This is a genomic window from Geobacter sp. AOG1 (assembly GCF_019972315.1).
Classification (GTDB): Bacteria; Desulfobacterota; Desulfuromonadia; order Geobacterales; family Geobacteraceae; genus Geomobilimonas.
Window position 1 is genome coordinate 103999 of the sequence record NZ_BLIZ01000001.1, and the last position, 20052, is coordinate 124050.

The 20052-nt window shown below is 57.6% G+C and carries 17 protein-coding genes, 1 pseudogene and 1 riboswitch; of the genes and pseudogenes, 17 read left to right on the top strand and 1 reads right to left on the bottom strand.

From position 1 onward, the window contains the following. The first annotated feature begins 164 nt into the window (after positions 1 to 164). From LDN04_RS00475 to LDN04_RS00555, 17 genes and pseudogenes are all read left to right on the top strand, one after another. Entirely contained in the window at positions 165 to 929 is a 765-nt protein-coding gene (locus tag LDN04_RS00475) for a mechanosensitive ion channel family protein (protein ID WP_238482217.1), read from the top strand. Between the two features lie 30 nt (positions 930 to 959). Then, entirely contained in the window at positions 960 to 1424 is a 465-nt protein-coding gene (locus LDN04_RS00480) for a cystatin domain-containing protein (RefSeq protein ID WP_223905262.1), read from the top strand. Between the two features lie 82 nt (positions 1425 to 1506). Further along, positions 1507 to 1854, top strand: coding sequence for an ATP-binding protein (locus tag LDN04_RS00485; RefSeq protein WP_223905264.1), 348 nt, complete (start codon positions 1507 to 1509; stop codon positions 1852 to 1854). Between the two features lie 372 nt (positions 1855 to 2226). Then, positions 2227 to 3462, top strand: coding sequence for a hypothetical protein (locus LDN04_RS00490; RefSeq protein ID WP_223905266.1), 1236 nt, complete (start codon positions 2227 to 2229; stop codon positions 3460 to 3462). Further along, a complete protein-coding gene (locus LDN04_RS00495) occupies positions 3459 to 4349 on the top strand; it encodes a hypothetical protein (protein WP_223905268.1) in 891 nt (296 codons plus the stop codon). The genes LDN04_RS00490 and LDN04_RS00495 overlap by 4 nt, the downstream gene beginning before the upstream one ends. Before the next feature lie 10 nt (positions 4350 to 4359). Continuing rightward, on the top strand, positions 4360 to 5970 hold the full coding sequence (locus tag LDN04_RS00500; protein WP_223905270.1) for an ankyrin repeat domain-containing protein: 1611 nt from the start codon (positions 4360 to 4362) through the stop codon (positions 5968 to 5970). A gap of 13 nt (positions 5971 to 5983) precedes the next feature. Then, on the top strand, positions 5984 to 6145 hold the full coding sequence (locus tag LDN04_RS00505) for a hypothetical protein (RefSeq protein ID WP_223905272.1): 162 nt from the start codon (positions 5984 to 5986) through the stop codon (positions 6143 to 6145). A gap of 197 nt (positions 6146 to 6342) precedes the next feature. Beyond that, positions 6343 to 6421, top strand: a riboswitch (cyclic di-GMP riboswitch). 158 nt (positions 6422 to 6579) lie between these two features. Next, positions 6580 to 9549, top strand: a complete 2970-nt coding sequence (locus tag LDN04_RS00510) for a hypothetical protein (RefSeq protein ID WP_223905274.1) — start codon at positions 6580 to 6582, stop codon at positions 9547 to 9549. Positions 9550 to 9653: 104 nt separating this feature from the next. Beyond that, positions 9654 to 9818 carry a hypothetical protein gene (locus LDN04_RS00515; protein WP_223905276.1) on the top strand — a complete coding sequence of 55 codons (165 nt, stop codon included), beginning with the start codon at positions 9654 to 9656 and terminating at the stop codon, positions 9816 to 9818. A gap of 688 nt (positions 9819 to 10506) precedes the next feature. Further along, entirely contained in the window at positions 10507 to 10794 is a 288-nt protein-coding gene (locus tag LDN04_RS00520) for a zf-TFIIB domain-containing protein (RefSeq protein WP_223905277.1), read from the top strand. Positions 10795 to 10972: 178 nt separating this feature from the next. Further along, entirely contained in the window at positions 10973 to 11917 is a 945-nt protein-coding gene (locus LDN04_RS00525; RefSeq protein WP_223905280.1) for a cation diffusion facilitator family transporter, read from the top strand. A 25-nt stretch (positions 11918 to 11942) separates the two neighbouring features. Then, positions 11943 to 12080, top strand: a pseudogene (gene ccsA, locus LDN04_RS00530) (cytochrome c biogenesis protein CcsA); the annotation flags it as partial. 46 nt (positions 12081 to 12126) lie between these two features. Next, positions 12127 to 12909, top strand: coding sequence for a right-handed parallel beta-helix repeat-containing protein (locus LDN04_RS00535; protein WP_223905282.1), 783 nt, complete (start codon positions 12127 to 12129; stop codon positions 12907 to 12909). 197 nt (positions 12910 to 13106) lie between these two features. After that, a complete protein-coding gene (locus LDN04_RS00540; protein WP_223905284.1) occupies positions 13107 to 13337 on the top strand; it encodes an ATP-binding protein in 231 nt (76 codons plus the stop codon). Positions 13338 to 13549: 212 nt separating this feature from the next. After that, positions 13550 to 16096, top strand: coding sequence for a magnesium-translocating P-type ATPase (mgtA, locus tag LDN04_RS00545; RefSeq protein WP_223905286.1), 2547 nt, complete (start codon positions 13550 to 13552; stop codon positions 16094 to 16096). Between the two features lie 21 nt (positions 16097 to 16117). Then, positions 16118 to 18664, top strand: a complete 2547-nt coding sequence (gene glgP / locus LDN04_RS00550) for an alpha-glucan family phosphorylase (RefSeq protein ID WP_223905288.1) — start codon at positions 16118 to 16120, stop codon at positions 18662 to 18664. Beyond that, positions 18661 to 19530, top strand: a complete 870-nt coding sequence (locus LDN04_RS00555) for a YihY/virulence factor BrkB family protein (protein ID WP_223913313.1) — start codon at positions 18661 to 18663, stop codon at positions 19528 to 19530. Before glgP ends, LDN04_RS00555 begins: the two co-directional genes overlap by 4 nt. Positions 19531 to 19929: 399 nt before the next feature. Here LDN04_RS00555 and LDN04_RS16815 read toward each other — a convergent pair whose 3' ends face one another. Then, a complete protein-coding gene (locus tag LDN04_RS16815) occupies positions 19930 to 20052 on the bottom strand; it encodes a hypothetical protein (protein WP_255573190.1) in 123 nt (40 codons plus the stop codon).

A 20052-nucleotide genomic window follows, 5' to 3' on the forward strand; every position in this document is an offset into this window, starting at 1 on the left:
CCACCGGTGTTTCTGTCGGACTTTACATCCTTATGTTCAGCTCGCTGGCATGTATTGCATTCCTCTGGTCTTTGCGATGGCTGATATTGAAGTTGGTATGGTGGCAAACGGAGAATTTGCAGGTTCGTTACCAGTGGCGGAGAATCTCCAGTTATGCTGCGTTCTTGCTGACCGTAGTGCTGGTGGTCCGGGTTGTGTTCGAGGGATTTCACGGCGCGGCTACATTTCTCGGGCTTTTGACGGCGGGTATTGCAATTGCCTTGAGAGACCCCCTGGTGAACCTGGTGGGATGGATGTTAATTATCTGGCGGAGGCCCTTCGTCGTGGGGGACCGCATCCAGATCGGCATTCACGCGGGAGACGTTATGGACTTGACGATTTCCCGGTTTACCCTCGCGGAGATCGGCAACTGGGTCCATGCGGACCAGATCACCGGGCGAATCGTGCATATCCCCACCGGCAAAGTGTTCGTCGAACCCCTGGCAATCTATAGCAGGGGGATGCACGACTTCATCTGGAACGAGGTTGCCGTCCTCGTTACCTTCGAAAGCAACTGGAAGAGAGCCAAGGATATCTTGAATGAGATAGCAGTCAACCATGCCGGGCATCTGGCCAAGCCCGCGGAAAGCAAACTGAAGGAGTATGCGCGGGATTTCCTGGTAGTACCGGTCGATCTGACTCCGATGGTCTTCACCACCGTCGAGGCAAGCGGCATACTCCTGACTGTGCGTCATGTTTGTCGATCCCGCCACAGGCGGGAGAGCACTCAAGAGATATGGGAAGACGTGCTTGCCAGATTTGCCGAATGTGATGATATAGATTTCGCATACCCGACGTCGCGCTCTTACAGCAATGTCACCGAGGGTAAGCGCGGAACCAGGGCAAAGCCGCCGACGTATGCGCATGACCCAAATACAGAGCACCGGTGAATGAGCAATGTCTAAATCAGATCAGCAGAGATGGCCCCGCTCAGAGAGGATTTCCCGAGTGGGGGAAAGGCGGGCAAGAATGATCATTTCTACAGCGAGCATGGCTCCTCGCAAAAGGATAGAGAAGTGAGGCGTACACTTATTGCGGCATGCGTTTTGTTTGCCACATCCGGTCTGCTCGGGTGTTTGGCGCAACACCCGATGGTGGGCGGGTACACCGCTTTAGCGGTAACCAACAAAGAGGTGACAGATGCGGCAGTCTTCGCGGTCAAAATTCAGCAGAAAGTTATGCAACGTCCAGAGGGAGAGCCGCCGGCGAAGTTGGAGCTGACAGCTATCGTAGAGGCAGAACAACAAGTCGTTGCAGGGATGAATTACCGGCTCAGGCTCAAGGTGAAGGTCGATGGCGTCGAGAAAGACGCGGAAGCAGTCGTTTGGTGGCAGCCATGGAGAAAGCCCGAGCCTTATCAGTTGACATCGTGGAATTGGCAGTGACCGTCAGATAACCAACAACCTGTTCATAGTCATAACTGTTCTTCATGGTCGCTACCATCATCGTCTGGCTGAGGTGCCGGCGGTGAAATACAGCGAACTGGCCGACCGGCGCGAGGGGGAAAGCTCCACGGCGATCCGGGAACGGGTGGAACAGTCGCGGGAGATCCAGCGGGAAAGGTTCCGGGGGACGAAAGTCCACTGCAACGCCCACATGCCCCCCCGCTTCATCCGGAAGTTCTGCGAGCCGGACGCCGCCGGCCACCGGATGCTGGAACTCGCCACCGACCGGCTCGGCCTCTCCGCCCGCTCCTACACCCGCATCCTCAAAGTGGCCCGGACCATCGCCGACCTGGCGGGAAGCGACGGCATCCGGGAGAATCACATCTCCAAGGCGATACAGTACCGGAGTTTGGACCGGAAGACTATGTGAGCTATCATTTCTGTCCCCATTGTTCCATAAATGCATACGTAAGCTGGCTTTCGACGCAGTCGAACTGGTAGTTTTTTACCCCCACCCCGCAATTTCTCAGCAATTATTAATTGGCAACAAAATTGCACCGTAATTTCAACAAGTTAACAATGCATGCAACATAAGCTACACACATGGATGTCTGTCAGTGGATTTATATCCAGCCTTCGTCAAACGACTCATGTTGTCACGCACTATGACGTAGTTTTCGTTTATGTGTTTAATGAATCAGTTTTGCAGGTCTGTCCTGGGAGACAAGGCAACTGGCCGCAACTGATGGCTCTGCCATCATAGAGAAAAGAGCAATTGCGGTACGCAAAGATTGGAGTAGACATGAAATTATTTTTTGCTTCCGCAGTTGTCACCTCACTCGTTCTTAGCGCAAACGCCTGTTTTGCGGTCTGTGTAGATTTTGACGGCAACGGACGCTGCATAGAAGTGGGGTCCGGCGGCAACGTCCCCATGCCGACCGGCATCGGGCGGGTTAGCCCGACAACTTCCGGCAGCAATGACCAACAGACGCCAAACCGCGCGCCCGCCGTGAAGGCGCCGCAGGTCAGCGTCCCCAGCACGGCGTCGATGGTCCGTTCGGCCCTCATCGGCGGTATCGTCGGCGGTCTGCTCGAGGGGCTCTTCGCGCCACCACCGGCCCCTGCCGGACCAACTCCTGCGGAAATCGAGGCTGAACGGCAGCGTGCCGAACTACAGCGTATCGAGGACGAACGGCGGCACCAGGCATTCCTGCGCTCCAAGTCGGAACTGACCGGCCGGCTGCGCGGGCCAGGCACGACCTACGTCGAGGACAGAAACGTTGTCACGACGGGCGGACTGGCACTGAAGAGCCTTCCCACAGCTCCTCCGGCAGCGACAGCAGCGTCGGCAGGCGATGTCCACAACGCATTTTTCGGCCAGTCTGGGGCCGCCAACCCGAGCGTGGCGCTGTTGCGCGAGCCGCAGGTCGGGGCAGGCGAAGGGCTCTTGAGCAAGGATGCTTATCTCAAGGCAATCAGCAAATCTGGCCTGACTCAAGAGGAGCGCGAGCGCCTCTTTATCCGGACGCAGGTCGCGCCCGGGCCGCAAAACGACCACCCCATGATCGACAGTCGCGCTTTTATTGAGAAGGAGCGCTACTCAGACCTCTACCTCGACCTGGCAACCGCCGGGGCAAAGGCCGGTGCGACGACTCTGTCCATCGCACTTGTCGAGGAGAAAGGCAAGGGCTACCTCAAGGCGCAAAACGTCATCCACGGCTATGACGAGCTGTTGTCCGCCAGCAAAACCGCGGCGGATTATCCCCAAACCACTGCCGGCAAGGTAGTGGCGCTGGGCGATTTCGCGCTGACCAAGGCGCCGGGTTGGACGACCGTTGTCGATGCTGGCGTTAACGCGGGGGGCGCCGTCGTCCGCCAGGGGTTCGTCCGCTACTGGGCGGCCAAGGCCAGTAGCGGCAGCGAGTATGTTCCGAACCCCAGAGAGCTCTCGATGCAGAAATGGAATGGCTGGTACGCCGACCAGGGCGAATGGACCAAGGCAGCCCTGGACCGAGTCGGCGCCGGGGAGTTCAAATGAGACTACTTATCACCTTCTGCCTGTTCGTCAGCACCGCGACCGCTGCGCTTGGCGCCGCAGATAACTTCATCCTCCCCGCCGAGTTGGAGCTCGTGCTTCCGGCAAACGGCAAGGTGCAGGCCGCCTGGGTCGCCCCGCCGCTGGCCACCGACGAGGTCGCCGCCGCCCGCCTCACCGGCCAGCGCTTTCGCCTCGACCGTCATGCCGCAACCTGGATGCTGCACGGCAAAAAGACCATCACTGACCTCGACTCCGGCCACAGCTTCTCCCTGGCCCGACCGATCAACGATTTCATCTGGCTGGATAACGGCGCGCTATTTCTCGCCGGCGAGACCGCCATCGGCATCATCCCGCCGCTCACAGCAGACAAGGCGGCGGCACCGGAGGTGCCGCTGGTTCCCTTCCAGCCGGTCGTCAACCTGCCAGCCCAGCAGTGTATGCTTGCAACCGACGGCAAGGACATCATTTTTGCCTACGGCTACGACCCACAGATTAAGGGCTACGCCCTCTTTGAGCTCTTGAAGGGGTTTTCCGGCTGGCGGAAGCTGTTTGTTGCCGCTGACAAGATTGCCGATGTCTGCGTCGACGGCCAGACGCTGTATATCGCGGCCGGACGGACGGTCTACCGCCTGCGCCCGGAGGATAACAAGGCAGCGGTCATCTTTGCCCATCCCCTGGACAACATTACCGGCCTTGCCTGTGGCACTGGCGCCGGCCCGTTTTACGCCACTGCCCGCGGAATCGGGGCGGTTAACGGCCTTGAGTTCGTCAAATCCAACTGGACCCAGGTTGCGGTTCGGGGCGACGCGCTCTATCTCTTTATGACCGAGAGCCTCGGCGTGCTCAGGCTCGACGGTATCCACAACATGCTCGAACAACCCAAATAAGGAGTCTAATATGCGCGTCAGGAAAGCTTTGCTCGTTATCCTTTTTGCCGCGACCGGCTGCGGTTCCCTTACAAGCTGCGCCGTCAACAATACGGTCTCAAACAGCAATCTTGCGAGGCTGCAGTCCATGGTGGCGCAGGGTGTCGACGTGAACGCCCAGCGCATCTACGGCTACTCGGAGTTAGACGATGCGGCATACAGGGGCGAGGTGCCAGTGGCCCGATTTCTCTTGGATAACGGTGCGCCGATCAACCCGCAGAGAGATGACGGAGTGATACCGCTTGAGACTGCCATCTGGCGAGGCCATACCCAATTAGTACGGTTCCTGATTGGGCGCGGTGCCAATGTGAACCACGTCAATCCTGTTTACGGGACCACGCCGCTCATGATATGCGGCGAGTACGGCAACGCCGAGATGGCCCGACTCCTTATCGCCGCCGGCGCGAGTCTGACAGCGAAAGACAAGGACAACAGGACCGCGGTCTACTATGCCACCGACAACAAGAAACTGGACGTTCTCGGCGTGTTCCGTAAGGCTGGTGCGACAGTACCCTATACGGGAAAAGCGGACAGGGACGTCGTAATCGCCGCGATCGCGGGAGACAAGGGAAAGGTGCTTGAACTCATCGCAGCCGGTATCGATCCCAATAGTGAGATCGAGGAAGACCGTCATCTGCTCACGTCCGCCGTTGACGCCAACTGGCCCGATGTCGTGGCGCAGCTCCTCGGAAAAGGGGCCGATGCCAATGATTTGGACCGCGATGGCTGGACCGCCATGATGCATGCCGCAATGGAAAACCAGACGGAGACGCTCAAGGCATTCGCTATGGCAGGCGTGAAGATGTCCTATACCGGCGAGGTCAAGGACGACCTGCTCGTCGCCGTCCTTATGGGCGACCGGGACAAGATCGCTACCCTCGTCGCGCAGAAGGCTGATGTGAACTCCCGTTACCGCTACAACTCGCCCCTGTTGAACTATGCCGTCTACAAAAAAGACCTGGCCATGGCGAACCTGTTGCTGGACAACAAGGCCGACCCCAACCTCGCCAATGACAGCGGCATCAGCCCGTTTTTCATATCGCTGATGAAGAACGATCGGCCTATGGTCAAGCTGATGCTCGACCGGGGAGCCAACGTCAACGCCACGAATCCTTCCGGCTTCTCAGCGCTGATGTACGCCATCGCCTACACCGACACCACCACCGTCAAGGAGTTGCTCGACCGGGGCGCCCAGCCGGACGCCGCTGCTGTAATCCTCTCCCGCGGCGGCAACACCTACCACCCGAAGGTCAACCTGCCGGAGATAACGGCCCTCATCCGGCCGGAAGTGCTCCGTCGTCAGATGCTCAGGGCGCAGGCAGCCGTGGAGACCGCCCAGACTCCGGCGGATTATCAGAACGCTATCCAGGAGTACGAAATCGCCCGCAGGGTCGCCCCCGACACAGCTGAGATCTACTACAACCTGGGGCTCGTCCAGGACAAGGCGGGAGCCTACGGCGATGCGATTCAGAACCTGCGTGAGTACCTGCGGCTCGCGGCTGCGGCAGGCGATGCCCAGGCGGTAAAAGACATGATTTACAAGCTGGAATACAAGCGGGACCAGGCAGCCAGGACGCGCTAAACTAGGCCATCGTATGCTGGAGCTGGTCACCGACCGTCTCGGCCTCTCCGCCCGCTCCTACACCCGCATCCTCAAGGTAGCCCGGACCATCGCCGACCTGGCGGGGAGTGACGGCATCCGGGAGAACCACATCTCCGAGGCGATACAGTACCGGAGTTTGGATCGGAAGACGTGAGAGGGGGGGGAAGCGTTGCTCCGCGGGAATCAACCGTGCAATGGCCGGTAAATTGCCATATGACAATTCATTATCTATTTAATAATGCTAATGAATTATCTATAAAATCAAGAGTAGTCGCAGGGGAACAGGTATTCCCGACAGTTAATAAAATAGGAATGAAATTTGCATAATTTACAAATTGTTTTCTGGTATTGCCATCGAAAGGGTAAACCACGGGTAACCGTGGGACACAAAGCTACCATCCAGTTATTGCTGGATAGCGGGGCTGTCGAAATGGCTGGGAGAAGTGAATGAAAGCCCACCGTTTTGACGGAGGGCTTTTTTCTTACTGGCGAGAGGGAGACGGGCGTTTTCGTTCATAACGCCTGGAACAGCGACATCACTACCTTACGATACATTCTCTATTGCTGCTTAAAAGGAGGTTACCCAGGATGAAAGTTGTCTACACCCTGATTTGCTTCGTCTTACTGGTTCTTGGCTTCGCGCTGTCGAACCCGGCACAGGCCGCTGTCACTCCCCAGATCGCCGCGGGTGGTGTGCACACCGTGGCGCTGAAAAACGACGGCACGGTTTGGACCTGGGGGTATAACAACAACGGTCAGTTGGGGGATGGCACCACTACCGACCGCTGGACGCCGGTGCAGGTGAGCGGCCTCTCCGGCATAACCGCCATCGCCGCGGGTTGGTACCACACCGTGGCGCTGAAAAACGACGGCACGGTCTGGGCCTGGGGGTATAACCGCTACGGCCAGCTGGGGGATGGCACCACTACCAACCGCCTGACACCGGTGCAGGTGAGCGGCCTCTCCGGCATAACCGCAATCGCCGCGGGTGATATGCACACCGTGGCGCTGAAAAACGACGGCACTGTCTGGGCCTGGGGCTGGAACAGCGATGGCCAACTGGGGGATGGCACCATTACCGCCCGCTGGATGCCGGTGCAGGTGAGCGGCCTCTCCGGCATAACCGCCATCGCCGCGGGTATGTCCCACACCGTGGCACTGAAAAACGACGGCACGGTCTGGACATGGGGGTATAACATGTACGGCCGGCTGGGGGATGGCACCATTACCGCCCGCTGGATGCCGGTGCAGGTGAGCGGACTCTCCGGCATAACCGCCATCGCCGCGGGTTGGTCCCACACCGTGGCGCTGAAAAACGACGGCACGGTCTGGGCCTGGGGCTGGAACAGCGATGGCCAGCTGGGGGATGGCACCACTACCGACCGCCTGACGCCGGTGCAGGTGAGCAGCCTCGCCGGCATAACCGCCATCACCGCGGGTAATTACCACACCGTGGCGCTGAAAAACGACGGCACGGTCTGGGCCTGGGGGTTGAACAGCAGCGGCCAACTGGGGGATGGCACCACTACCGCCCGCTGGACGCCGGTGCAGGTGAGCGGCCTCTCCGGCATAACCGCCATCGCCGCAGGTCTGTATCACACAGTGGCCGTGAAAAACGACGGCACGGTCTGGGCCTGGGGGGGTAACATTAACGGCCAGCTGGGGGATGGCACTATTACCGCCCGCTGGACGCCGGTACAGGTGAGCGGCCTCTCCGGCATAACCGCCATCACCGCGGGTATGTACCACACCGTGGCGCTGAAAAACGACGGCACGGTCTGGGCCTGGGGGAGTAGCAGCTCCGGCCAGCTGGGGGATGGCACCACTACCTACATACGCACGACGCCAGTGCAGGTGAGCGGCCTCTCCGGCATAACCGCCATCGCCGCAGGTCTGTATCACACAGTGGCCGTGAAAAACGACGGCACGGTCTGGGCCTGGGGCTGGAACAGCAACGGTCAGCTGGGGGATGGCACCACTACCGACCGCTGGACTCCGGTGCAGGTGAGCGGCCTTTCCGGCATAACCGCAATCGCTGCAGGTGGATTCATAGATGGATCCCACACCGTGGCGCTGAAAAACGACGGCACGGTCTGGGCTTGGGGGTATAACGTCTCCGGCCAGCTGGGGGATGGCACCACTACCGACCGCTGGACTCCGGTGCAGGTGAGCGGCCTTTCCGGCGTAACCGCCATTGCCGCAGGTTTTTCGTACACCGCGGCGCTGAAAAACGACGGCACGGTCTGGGCTTGGGGGTATAACGGCAAAGGCCAGCTGGGGGATGGCACCTCCAGCACCCGCACGACGCCTGTGCAGGCGAGCATCCTCTCCGGCATAACCGCCATCGCCTCGGGTGGATCCCACACCGTGGCGCTGAAAAACGACGGCACTGTCTGGGGCTGGGGTGATAACAGTGCCGGCCAACTGGGGGATGGCACCACTACCAACCGCCTTACGCCGGTGCAGGTGAGCGGCCTCTCCGGCATAACCGCCATCGCCGCAGGTATGTACCACACCGTGGCGCTGAAAAACGACGGCACGGTCTGGGTTTGGGGGAGTAGCAGTTCCGGCCAGCTGGGGGATGGCACCACTACCACCCACACGACGCCAGTGCAGGTGAGCGGCCTCTCCGGCATAACCGCCATCGCCGCGGGTGGTATGCACACCGTTGCGCTGAAAATCGACGGCACGGTCTGGGCCTGCGGGGATAACGGCAACGGCCAGCTGGGGGTCGCGGTGAAAATCACACCCCACCCGGCGCTGATAAACCTTGATGCCACTTCGCCTCTCGTCTCTGCAGTTGCCGCCAAGATCGGCATCTTCAGCAATGGCTACTGGTACCTCGATACAAACCGCAACTGGGCCTGGGATGGTCCCCCCACGGACACTCTCAGCATATTCGGACTGAACATTCCCGGAGCAATCCCGGTGGTCGGGGACTGGAACGGTGACGGCAAGATCAAGATTGGTGTGTTCATTAACGGCATCTGGTATCTCGACATGAACGGCAACGGTCAATGGGACGGCGAAGGGATCGACGTCCGGGGGGTGTTCGGCACAGGAATTCCTAATGCAATCCCCGTGGTCGGAGACTGGACCGGTGACGGAAAGACCAAGATCGGTATTTATGCTGACGGCATCTGGTACCTGGACGTAAACCGGAACTGGGCCTGGGATGGCGAAGTGATAGATGTGCGGGGTGTGTTCGGCCTCGGCCTTCCCAATGCCAAGCCCGTCGTAGGGGACTGGAACGGCGATGGCATAACCGAGATCGGCGTGTACAGTGAAGGACACTGGTATCTGGACAAGAACAGAAACTGGGCCTGGGACGGCGAGCCTACGGACACGCATGGCGTATTCGGCAACGGCCTGCCGAACGTGGTCCCGGTGACCGGAGACTGGAACGGCGATGGCATCGCCAAGATCGGCGTGTACAGCGATGGGAACTGGTACCTGGACAAGAACAACAATTGGGCCTGGGACGGTGAGCCAACCGACACCTATGGCGTCTTCGGCATCGGCGTGCCGAACGCGGTCCCGGTGGTTGGGAACTGGTAAAAGAAACAATGACTGCCGTAAAGGGCTTGGCAATTGCCAAGCCCTTTTTCATGGCTTATTTGTTTCTGAAGTGTAATTTGCAACTATACAAATAAGGCCATCGGATGCTGGAGCTGGTCACTGACCTTCTCGGCCTATCCGCCCGCTCCTACACCCGCATCCTCAAGGTCGCACGCACCATCACCAACCTGGCGGGGAGCGACGGCATCCGGGAGAACCACATCTCCGAGGCGATCCAGTACCGGAGCCTGGACAGGAAGACCATGTGATCTATCATTTCTGTCCCCATTATTCCATAATGCATCCTTATAGAAATTGACACTCCTGGGCGTCTATGCTAAGAACGTGGTCGCGAGCCACACTATGAAAATCATATCCGTAATTCTCATAATCTCCTATCTCTTGCTACCTGCAATCTGCTTCGCGCACCCGTGTGAGACGCTTTCATCTAATTCACACCTTAGTACTATTGCACCTGATGCTTCCAGTGATAGTATGCTCGACCACGATTCAGACTACTGCGAAACGACCTGCTGCTGCGCCGGGCACGTTCCTCTACCCCCATTCCCAGAAATCCCCTCTGCCGACTTGGCAGCCAAGCAACCGCCATATGAACCCCATCTTGCACTGCCACGGCTTATGGACAGGATTGTTGTCCCTCCGCAGAACCTTTCCTGAAACAAATCCAACGTTGATGTAACCTCATAGGTTGTATCAGTACCCGGAAGTCCCTGCTGAATTAAGACGTATGGTCGGTCGCTCAGGCAACCGACGTGACTGATCGTGGCAGTCGTCGGCAGCACGATTCTTGACATCGAGACTGTCATTATAGTTCTGCCCGGTCTGTCAATCGTCAGCATATTTGCCACCGACGTTGTCTTGTCCACGGGGCAGGAGCGGACAAATCCCACAATAACCGTAGGAATAACACCCCATCAGACCATAAGGAGAAAAAATATGAAATGCCCCGTATGCACAGGAGTAGACCTTAAAATGGCCGATCGCCAGGGAGTAGAAATCGATTATTGCCCCGAATGCCGTGGAGTATGGCTCGACCGGGGAGAGCTCGATAAAATCATCGAGCGGTCAGGCGTCCAGACACCCACCTACACGCAGCCGGAGCCGCAAGTCCAGCAGCCTGGCTACCATCAGCCACATTACGAAAAGAAACATCATGACGATCATGGCTACGGCCATAACGGTCAATACAGGAAAAAGAACTGGCTGTCGGAGTTGTTCGATTAACGGATGTTTTTGCAATCGGAATCTACTACGGGAGTGGGCGACCCCTCCCGTAACGTTATGAGCACCCATGGCACCGGAGAATACGCATCATAGAACAGATTGTATCGATTGTACTCATCAGCGCAGTGGGGGCAACTGACACGTTCAACGTGATTATGACGGCAGCAGGAGTAACGCAATGATCCAATCACCTGAAGTCCAGGCGGCCAAAAGCAGGGCCGCAACCCTGTCAATAGCTTCGAATACGATACTGATTGCCCTTAAGCTGGCAGTCGGCATCATGATGCAGTCAGTCAGCGTCATCTCCGAAGCCGTCCATTCCGGGCTCGACCTTATAGCAGCGATAATTGCCTGGTTTTCGATCAGGGAGTCGGGCAAGCCTGCCGATGACGAGCACCGCTTCGGTCACGGCAAGATCGAGAATGTGGCCGGGACCATAGAGGCAGTGCTCATCTTTGGTGCGGCCTTCTATATCATCTGGGAAGCGGCACATAAGCTACGAGCAGGAGCGGTGGAGATCGAGAGCCTGGGGTTAGGGGCAGCAGTGATGGGCGTTTCTGCCATGGCAAACTACCTTGTCTCCCGGCATCTGCTGAACGTGGCGATCAAGACCGATTCGGTGGCACTGGAAGCCGATGCACTGCACCTGAGAACCGATGTGTACACCTCTGTCGGCGTGCTTGGAGGTCTCGTGGCCATCAAGCTCACCGGCATCGCAATGCTCGACCCTGTCATCGCCATCGTCGTGGCGCTCATGATCATAAAAGCCGCCTGGGACCTCACCAAAGCGGCATTTTTCCATGTTCTGGACGTCAAGCTTCCCGATGACGAGGAATCGTTGATTCATGACGTGATGGATCTTTACAGAAGCCGGTTCATCGAGTACCACAAGCTGCGTACCCGCAAGTCAGGTCATGTCAGGCACATCGACATGCATCTGGTGGTGCCGAAACAAATGACCGTGGAAGAAGGGCATACGCTTGCCCATCAGATCACGGCAGATATTGAGAAATGCCTGCCCCACTGTCATATTCTGGTGCATATCGAACCCTGCCCTGGGGGGTGTGATTCGTGCGCTATCGAATGTCCGAAACGATATGTAAGTTCTCCGGCTGTCCCTTGATAGTATGGTTGATATTCCTGAGACAACCCTCCATGCCCGGATAACCCGCGGTTGGGCTGGCCGGCGTGCGGCGTGGCTTTCGATGGTCGGCTTTGCCGCTACCATTTTTTGCTATCTCGGGGTGAATCTTCTTCTTTCAGGTTTGCACAGTTACGGAGGATAAACTGCGAGGGATGATGTCGAAGATAACCTCGTTTGAGGGAGGAAACGTGAGACTTATTGGCCATGGAATTATCCTGATTCTGACATTGATGCTGGCTGATTACACGCATGCTGCCAGCAGTGCGCCTGTCAAAAGCAAAACTAGCGTCTGGAGCGGCACGGTCCAGATCAAGAGAACTTTTACCGTTCCAAAAGGAAAAACGCTCGAAATCCGACCGGGCAGCAAGATCCTGTTTTCCAAGGGAAGCGGCCTGCTGGTGAAGGGAACGCTCAAGGCAGTCGGCCGGAAGGGAGAGGAGATCGTCTTCACCTCGGCAAAAAACGGTACTCCCGGCAGTTGGGATGAGATCAGGATAGAAAAGGCCGGCGACAGCGTTATGGAGCATTGCATCATCGAGAATGCCACCTGGGGCATACAAAGCCATTTTACCCGGCTGAACCTCGTAGCCTGTACCTTCAGAAACAGCGAAGGGGGGATAAGGTTTCGCAGCGGACCTCTCACCATCAGCAAGTGCCTGTTTACAGGCAACAGGATCGGTATCAGGTCATATCAGGGAATAGCGCAGATATCGGAATCTGATTTTACGGACAATGAAGTCGGTATTTTCGTTCGGGAAAAGGGAGGGGGGCTGAACATAACCAGAAGCAACCTCTTCCGAAACAGCACGTACAACATAAAAATGGGCGATTTCAATGACGAGGATGTGAAGGCAGCAGGCAACTGGTGGGGAAGGGACGATCCATCAGCAACTATCTTTGATGCGGGAATCGAGCCCGGCATTGGACGTGTCCTGTTTGAACCCTTCAGCAACGAGCGGATTTTATGGTAATAGGCCCGCCTTGTTCCTTTCCCCTGCTCCATTTGAACGGCAATTATATCAACATTACAGGCCGCATGAGTCGGTTTGTGTCCTTCGGGTCCCCGTTTTGGGTTTAGGGTAAATCCGAAGCAATTTTCCTCTTTGTGACCTCACCCCCTAAAACTGGACCAGTTATTAGGGAGAACGTCAGTCGAGTTCTCTCTGGAATGGCAATACTTGGATGTCTTGCGCCAGCCCCTGGAGGACGCCGGGTCACCATCTCCCGGGCGCTCATGTCCATCACCTACCCGTCACGGCTCATGCTCGTCTCCGCCATGAATTCCTGTCACGGCGGCTACGTCGGCGATCCCCAGCACCAGTGCTTCTGTACCCCCATCATGATCCAGCACTACCGCTCCCACATTTCCGGCCCGCTCCTGGATCGGAAGACCCTCTAGAAAATTCCCCTGCTGGCAGGTTGTCACCCTACATACTTGATGCTTTTTCTTTTCAAGAACCTTTATAAGTTGGACATTACGTGTTTGGATTTTAGCAAAAGCGTATATCACCTTCTCTTTTGTTTATTGCATAGTACTATGATAGTTAATCCTTCTTTTTTGTTTGCTCTCAAAGGTAGACATTCCCTACCATGCGTTGAAGGGAATTCATCATGCCTACACCCGCAGTTGGTACTGAATCACCGTTCTGGCAACTCCCCGTTTCTACACTCCTGGAACAGCTGGGCGCAAGCCCGGATGGATTGAGCAGCTCTGAGGCAACTATCCGTCTGGCAAAGTACGGTCCGAACCTGATCCATGGAGAGCAGAAACGGGCGCTTATCCTGCAATTTCTCAGCAAGTTCAAGAACCCTCTGGTCATTATCCTCCTTGCCGCGAGCGGCCTCTCCGCCTTCACCGGCGACGCAACCAGCTTCTTCATCATCGGTACCATCGTCCTCATCAGCGTGACTCTCGATTTCGTCCAGGAATACCGGGCCGGGCAGGCAGCGGACCGTCTGCGCCAGTCGGTGGCGGTGCGTGGACAGGTACTCCGTGACGGCAAGCTCATGGAGACCCCGCTTGCAGAGATGGTGCCCGGAGATGTGGCGCTCTTAGCGGCCGGCGACCTGGTCCCCTGTGATGGTCGGGTGCTGGAGACAAAGGATTTTTTCGTCAACCAGGCCCTTCTGACAGGAGAATCCTTTCCGGTGGAAAAATCTCCGGTCGAATTGCCTGAAGTGACAGACGTTCTCACTGCCGACAACAGTGTGCTCCTGGGAACCTCGGTAATCAGCGGCACAGCCAGGGTGCTGATATGTCGCACCGGGCAGGGTACGGAACTGGGCGGGATTGCCGACACCCTTTTAGTCAAGGCCCCGCCTACCGCCTTTGAAGAAGGGACCCACCGATTCGGGCTGCTCATCATGCGGATGACGGTCCTCCTCGTCCTGTTCGTGCTGCTGGTCAACGCCTTCTTTCATCGTCCCTGGCTCGAATCGTTCTTGTTTGCCGTGGCCCTGGCCGTCGGGTTGACCCCGGAACTGCTTCCCATGGTGGTTTCCGTGACCCTGTCACGGGGTGCTCTCCGGATGGCGGCCAACAAGGTAATCGTGAAACGGCTCGCCTCGATCCACAACCTGGGGAGCATGGATGTATTCTGCACCGACAAGACCGGCACCCTGACCGAAGCTCGCATTCATCTGGAACGCCACCAGGACCCCATGGGGAATGAAAGCCGCAGGGTCCTGGAACTGGCCTATTACAACAGTTTTTTTGAGACCGGACTGAAGAGCACCCTGGATGATGCCATTCTGGAACACACGGAAATCGACGCTAAAATTTGGGAAAAAATCGATGAGGTGCCGTTCGATTTTGAGCGCCGCCGGATTTCGGTGCTCCTAGACAACGGCACAAGCAGGCTGCTGGTAGTCAAAGGCGCGCCTGAAGATATCCTGCGGTTGTCAGTCAGCTACGAGGCGAATGGCGCAGAGGTCACGCTTCCGCTGGATGCTGCCGCTCTCAAGATGATTAACGGGCAATTCGAGGCATTGAGCAGGGAGGGGTTCCGGGTGCTGGGGATCGCTTCACGATCGGTGGGCCCGGACCATCCCCATGCGGTGGTCAGCGATGAGTCGGAGCTGGTCTTTGCGGGCTTTGCCGCCTTCCTAGATCCCCCCAAAGTCAGCGCCAAGGCGGCACTGGCCGGACTTGCCGCCGACCGGGTCGATGTCAAGATCATAACCGGCGACAACGAACTGGTGACCCAGCATATTTTTGCAAAACTCGGTCTGCCAGTCACCGGGGTGCTGACCGGTGCGGAAATCCAGCAGATGGATGATTCCGCTCTTGCCGCACGGGTGGAGCAGGTGAACCTCTTTTGCCGCGTGGCGCCAGCCCAGAAAAACCGGATCATCCTCGCCCTAAAACGACACGGTCATGTAGTAGGGTATATGGGCGACGGCATCAATGACGCCCCGTCGCTTCATTCGGCCGATGTGGGGATTTCGGTGGACAGCGCCGTGGACGTGGCGAAGGCTGCTGCGGATATGATCCTGCTGGAGCAGGACCTGGGGGTTCTCCACGCCGGTGTCCTGGAAGGACGGCGCACTTTCGGCAATATTATGAAATACATCATGATGGGAACCAGCTCCAATTTCGGTAATATGTTCAGTATGGCCGGAGCCTCGCTCTTCCTCCCCTTCCTTCCCATGCTGCCGGTGCAGATACTACTCAACAACCTTCTCTACGACGTATCGGAACTTCCCATTCCGTTGGATCGGGTGGATGACGATTATCTGAGCCATCCCCGACACTGGGACATGAAATTTATCCGCAACTTTATGCTGGTTATCGGCCCGGTCAGCTCTGCCTTCGATTTCCTTACCTTCTATATTATGCTGGCACTCTTCCATGCCGGGGAGTCGTTGTTCCATACCGGCTGGTTCATCGAGTCCATGGCTACTCAGGTGCTGGTGATCTTCATCATCCGCACCCGCAGGAATCCTTTCAAAAGCCGCCCCGATCCCTGGCTGATCGCCTGCTCGCTGACGGTGGTAGCGGTGGCCGCATTGCTGCCGTTCACCCCTGCCGGCGTGCATCTCGGTTTTGTGGCACCGCCGGCGTCCTTTTTCCTGATCCTGACCGCCCTGCTGCTCGCCTACCTGCTGGCGGTGGAAGGGATGAAGCGATGGTTCTTCAGTCGCTTTGCCGCTGAGTGAAGCGGCGTTAGGAGAGAACAGATGAGCAAACTCAAGAGAGTCGGCAGTCCCATATACACGTTCTTCCCCACTGAGGTCGAGGGGTTCGATGCGCTGGGAGAGCTGGCGCTGGATATGCGCTGGTCGTGGAATCACGCGGCCGACGAAGTGTGGGCGCAGCTCGATCCAGATCTCTGGGACCTCACGCACAATCCCTGGGTCGTTCTGCAAACCGTTTCGCGGGACCGCCTCCAGCAAGTGTTGGACGATCCCGTCTTCCGCAGGAAGGTTGATGACCTGGTGGAAACCAAGCGTCATGAGGCAGAGGGGCCAGCCTGGTTTCAGCAGAGGCATCCCCAGAATACCTTGACCTCTGTCGCCTATTTCAGCATGGAGTTCATGTTGAGTGAAGCGCTACCCATTTACTCAGGAGGACTTGGCAATGTGGCCGGCGACCAGCTCAAAGCGGCAAGCGATCTGGGCGTGCCGGTGGTCGGCGTGGGGCTCCTTTACCAGCAAGGTTATTTCCGTCAGGTAATAGATAGGTATGGCGCGCAGCAGTCCCTCTTCCCGTACAACGATCCCGGGCAATTGCCAGTCATGCCGGTACGTGAACCGAATGGAGAGTGGTTGCGACTGGAGGTCGTGTTGCCCGGCTACTCGCTCTGGGTGCGTGCCTGGCAGGTCCAGGTGGGGAGAGTGAAGCTGTACCTCCTGGACAGCAATGATGCGGCGAATTTCCCGGCCTATCGGGGTGTTACCAGTGAGCTCTACAGTGGCGGACCAGAGCAGCGTCTGAGGCAGGAAATAGTTCTCGGGATCGGCGGCTGGCGACTGCTCGAAGCGCTCGGCATAAAGCCGGACGTCTGCCACCTGAATGAAGGGCATGCAGCCTTTGCGGTACTGGAACGGACGCGAAGCTTTATGGAAGAGACAGGGCAACCTTTCGAAGTTGCGCTGGCCGTTACAAAGGCGGGTAACCTCTTCACCACCCATACGCCGGTAGCTGCCGGGTTTGACCGTTTCGACCCTCACCTCATTGAGCAATACATCGGCAATTATGCCAGGAACAGGCTCGGCATCCCGCTCCGCGATTTGTTGGCACTCGGCCGCCTAAATCCAGACGACCCCACGGAAGATTTCAATATGGCGTACCTGGCCGTACGTGGGAGCGGAGCGGCCAACGGGGTGAGCCGTCTGCATGGGGAAGTGAGCCGGGGCATCTTTCAGCCTCTCTTCCCGCACTGGCCGGAGATTGAGGTGCCAGTGGGGCATGTGACCAACGGCGTCCATATGCCGACCTGGGATTCGGCAGAGGCCGACGCCCTCTGGACTGAGTACTGTGGCAAGGAGCGCTGGCTGGGAATGACGGAAATCCTGGAGGGGAAGATCCGCTGTGCTCCTGACGACAAGCTCTGGCAGCTCCGCGCTGACGCCCGCAAGTCCCTCGTTGGCTACGTCCGCGAACGGTTGTCCAGGCAACTGGCCGCCTCAGGCGCTGCACCCGGGGAGATCGGGAGCGCGCGGCATATTTTTGATGCCAACGTATTGACGCTGGGGTTCGCGCGCCGTTTTGCAACCTACAAGAGACCGAACCTGCTGTTGCACAACCCTGAGAGGCTCCTTCGCATCCTCACCGATCCGAAGCGCCCGGTTCAGCTCATCATTGCCGGCAAAGCCCATCCGGCCGACCAGGCAGGACAGGCCATGATCCAGGAATGGGTGCGTTTTATCAAGAGCCCCGAAGCATGCAAGCACGTGGTCTTCCTGAGCGACTACGACATGCTGATGACCGAACGTCTTGTGCAAGGAGTGGATGTCTGGATCAACACGCCACGACGACCCTGGGAGGCGTGCGGCACAAGCGGCATGAAGGTGCTCGTCAATGGCGGGCTCAATCTGTCGGAGCTGGATGGTTGGTGGGCTGAAGCCTACACGCCTGAAGTGGGGTGGGCGCTGGGTGACGGAAAGGAGCACGATAGCGACCCGACCTGGGATGCTGTCGAAGCCGAGGCGCTCTACGCGCTCCTTGAACGGGAGGTAATCCCCGGGTTTTACAGCCGCGACCGGAACGGCATTCCTGTTGACTGGGTGGCACGCATACGCGAGAGCATGGCGCGACTTACGACTCACTTTTCCAGTAATCGCACGGTGCGCCAGTACACCGAGCACTACTATATATCTGCCGCTGCTGCCTACCGCGAGCGCGCCGCAGATAAGGGAGCAGCGGGTGCAAAGATGGTGAACTGGCAGCTCGCCCTGGAACGGGGGTGGGGGAATCTGCGCTTCGGCGAAGCGACGATTGCGAAGAAGGGGGATCAGCATATATTCGAGGTTCAGATCTATCTTAACGGCTTCGACACGGATGCGGTACGGGTCGAGTTATATGCTGAAGGAGTCAACGGCGGCGATCCTGTGCACAAGGAGATGACACTCGGTCCAAAACTAGTGGGTGCGGAAAACGGCTACATCTATGTCGCGCAGGTACAGGCGGCACGACCAGCCACGGACTATACGGCGCGTGTGATACCGCACCGCTCAGGCATTGCGGTTCCCCTGGAAGCCAACCATATCCTGTGGCAACGATGAGTGGACAGGTCATGGGTCGTTTCTTCAGCTTCCTGCTGCGGGTGTTGCGCGGGTTCAGACGCAATCAGGGGCTCCTGCTGTCCGGCGCTGTCGCCTATTATACCCTCTTGTCAGTTGTGCCGCTGTCAATCCTTGCCCTCATTGTGCTGACAAATTTTATCGAAGAGCAGCAGTTGATTAACACCCTGTCGACGTACCTGGAAATGGTGATCCCCGGCTACGCGTCAACGTTGACAGAGCAGGTGCGTGCATTCCTCGAACAGCGTAAGGTGGTCGGTATCATCGGCTTCCTCGGCATGCTGTTCTTCAGTTCCATTGCCTTTTCCATGCTCGAAAATGCCATGGCGGTGATCTTTTCCCAGAGGGTCAGGATTCAACGCCGCAACTTCCTCGCTTCCGCAATTATTCCCTATCTGTACATCTTTGTGATGGGGCTCGGTATCGTGCTGGTGTCGTTTGTTGTGGGTGCAATCGAGATACTGGAAAGCAGGCATTTGACGATTCTCGGCTGGAGTTTGAACCTTGAAGGCGCTACCGGGATGGCACTGTATATCCTGGGGATAGTCGGCGAGGTGCTGATGCTCACCTCCATCTATCTGGTGATGCCCGTGGTGCGGGTCAGGTTTCGTCACGCGCTCATCGGCGGGGTAACCGCAGCGGTTTTATGGGAGATCACCCGCCGGGTGCTGATCTGGTATTACGCAGCCGTATCCATGGTAAACGTCATTTACGGTTCCATCGCCATAACGGTGGTGGCCCTTCTCAGCATAGAGGTTGTAGCAGTAATCCTGCTGCTGGGTGCCCAGGTCATTGCAGAACTTGAGCGCAAACCCGACGAAGACCGGGGAGGAACTGTCGGGATTTGAGACACGTAGCTGATTGTCCATGAAACGGGGACATCATCAAATATCCCTATCTATTAACGTGAGTACAGCGTATTATCTTTAATTGGCCTACCCTCCGAAATCATTTCTCTCAGTCATTTCGAATCCCCTCTGTTTTCCGGTCATCTCCATCCACCTTATTGCCACATCCTCGGGAACAGTCCGCACAGTTCCTTTCTGAGCCCTCCCGTCTCGTGAAATCCTTCACATGCTGGACGCTCAGACTACGAACTGAGTAAAGGACACATAGTGGGCGTTGGCATTCTCATTGGTTACTTCGCACAACAGGATGAAGCTCGAAAAGCACTTCGGGAACTGGCACAGCAGGGCTTCCACCGCACTGCCCTGATACATAAGGGTACGGACGGATATGTTCATATCTCAGATCCATTCCTCTGGCGTCGCGCCGTCGGGATAATCCTGGCGGCCATCCTGTCCGGCGGGATTGGCGGGGCTATCTCTTCGCTCCTGCACTTGTCGCAGTCGCTTCCAGGCTGGAGGCAT

Bases quoted from the DNA above. Each gene is read 5' to 3' on its own strand.
- LDN04_RS00515 (WP_223905276.1), top strand. From the start codon at position 9,654: ATGCTGGAGCTGGTCACTGACCTTCTCGGCCTATCCGCCCGCTCCTAC.
- LDN04_RS00500 (WP_223905270.1), top strand. From the start codon at position 4,360: ATGCGCGTCAGGAAAGCTTTGCTCGTTATCCTTTTTGCCGCGACCGGC.
- mgtA (WP_223905286.1), top strand. From the start codon at position 13,550: ATGCCTACACCCGCAGTTGGTACTGAATCACCGTTCTGGCAACTCCCC.
- LDN04_RS00510 (WP_223905274.1), top strand. From the start codon at position 6,580: ATGAAAGTTGTCTACACCCTGATTTGCTTCGTCTTACTGGTTCTTGGC.
- LDN04_RS00490 (WP_223905266.1), top strand. From the start codon at position 2,227: ATGAAATTATTTTTTGCTTCCGCAGTTGTCACCTCACTCGTTCTTAGC.
- LDN04_RS00520 (WP_223905277.1), top strand. From the start codon at position 10,507: ATGAAATGCCCCGTATGCACAGGAGTAGACCTTAAAATGGCCGATCGC.
- LDN04_RS00495 (WP_223905268.1), top strand. From the start codon at position 3,459: ATGAGACTACTTATCACCTTCTGCCTGTTCGTCAGCACCGCGACCGCT.
- LDN04_RS00540 (WP_223905284.1), top strand. From the start codon at position 13,107: ATGGCAATACTTGGATGTCTTGCGCCAGCCCCTGGAGGACGCCGGGTC.
- LDN04_RS16815 (WP_255573190.1), bottom strand. From the start codon at position 20,052: ATGCCTCCAGCCTGGAAGCGACTGCGACAAGTGCAGGAGCGAAGAGAT.
- LDN04_RS00480 (WP_223905262.1), top strand. From the start codon at position 960: ATGGCCCCGCTCAGAGAGGATTTCCCGAGTGGGGGAAAGGCGGGCAAG.
- glgP (WP_223905288.1), top strand. From the start codon at position 16,118: ATGAGCAAACTCAAGAGAGTCGGCAGTCCCATATACACGTTCTTCCCC.
- LDN04_RS00505 (WP_223905272.1), top strand. From the start codon at position 5,984: ATGCTGGAGCTGGTCACCGACCGTCTCGGCCTCTCCGCCCGCTCCTAC.
- LDN04_RS00525 (WP_223905280.1), top strand. From the start codon at position 10,973: ATGATCCAATCACCTGAAGTCCAGGCGGCCAAAAGCAGGGCCGCAACC.
- LDN04_RS00555 (WP_223913313.1), top strand. From the start codon at position 18,661: ATGAGTGGACAGGTCATGGGTCGTTTCTTCAGCTTCCTGCTGCGGGTG.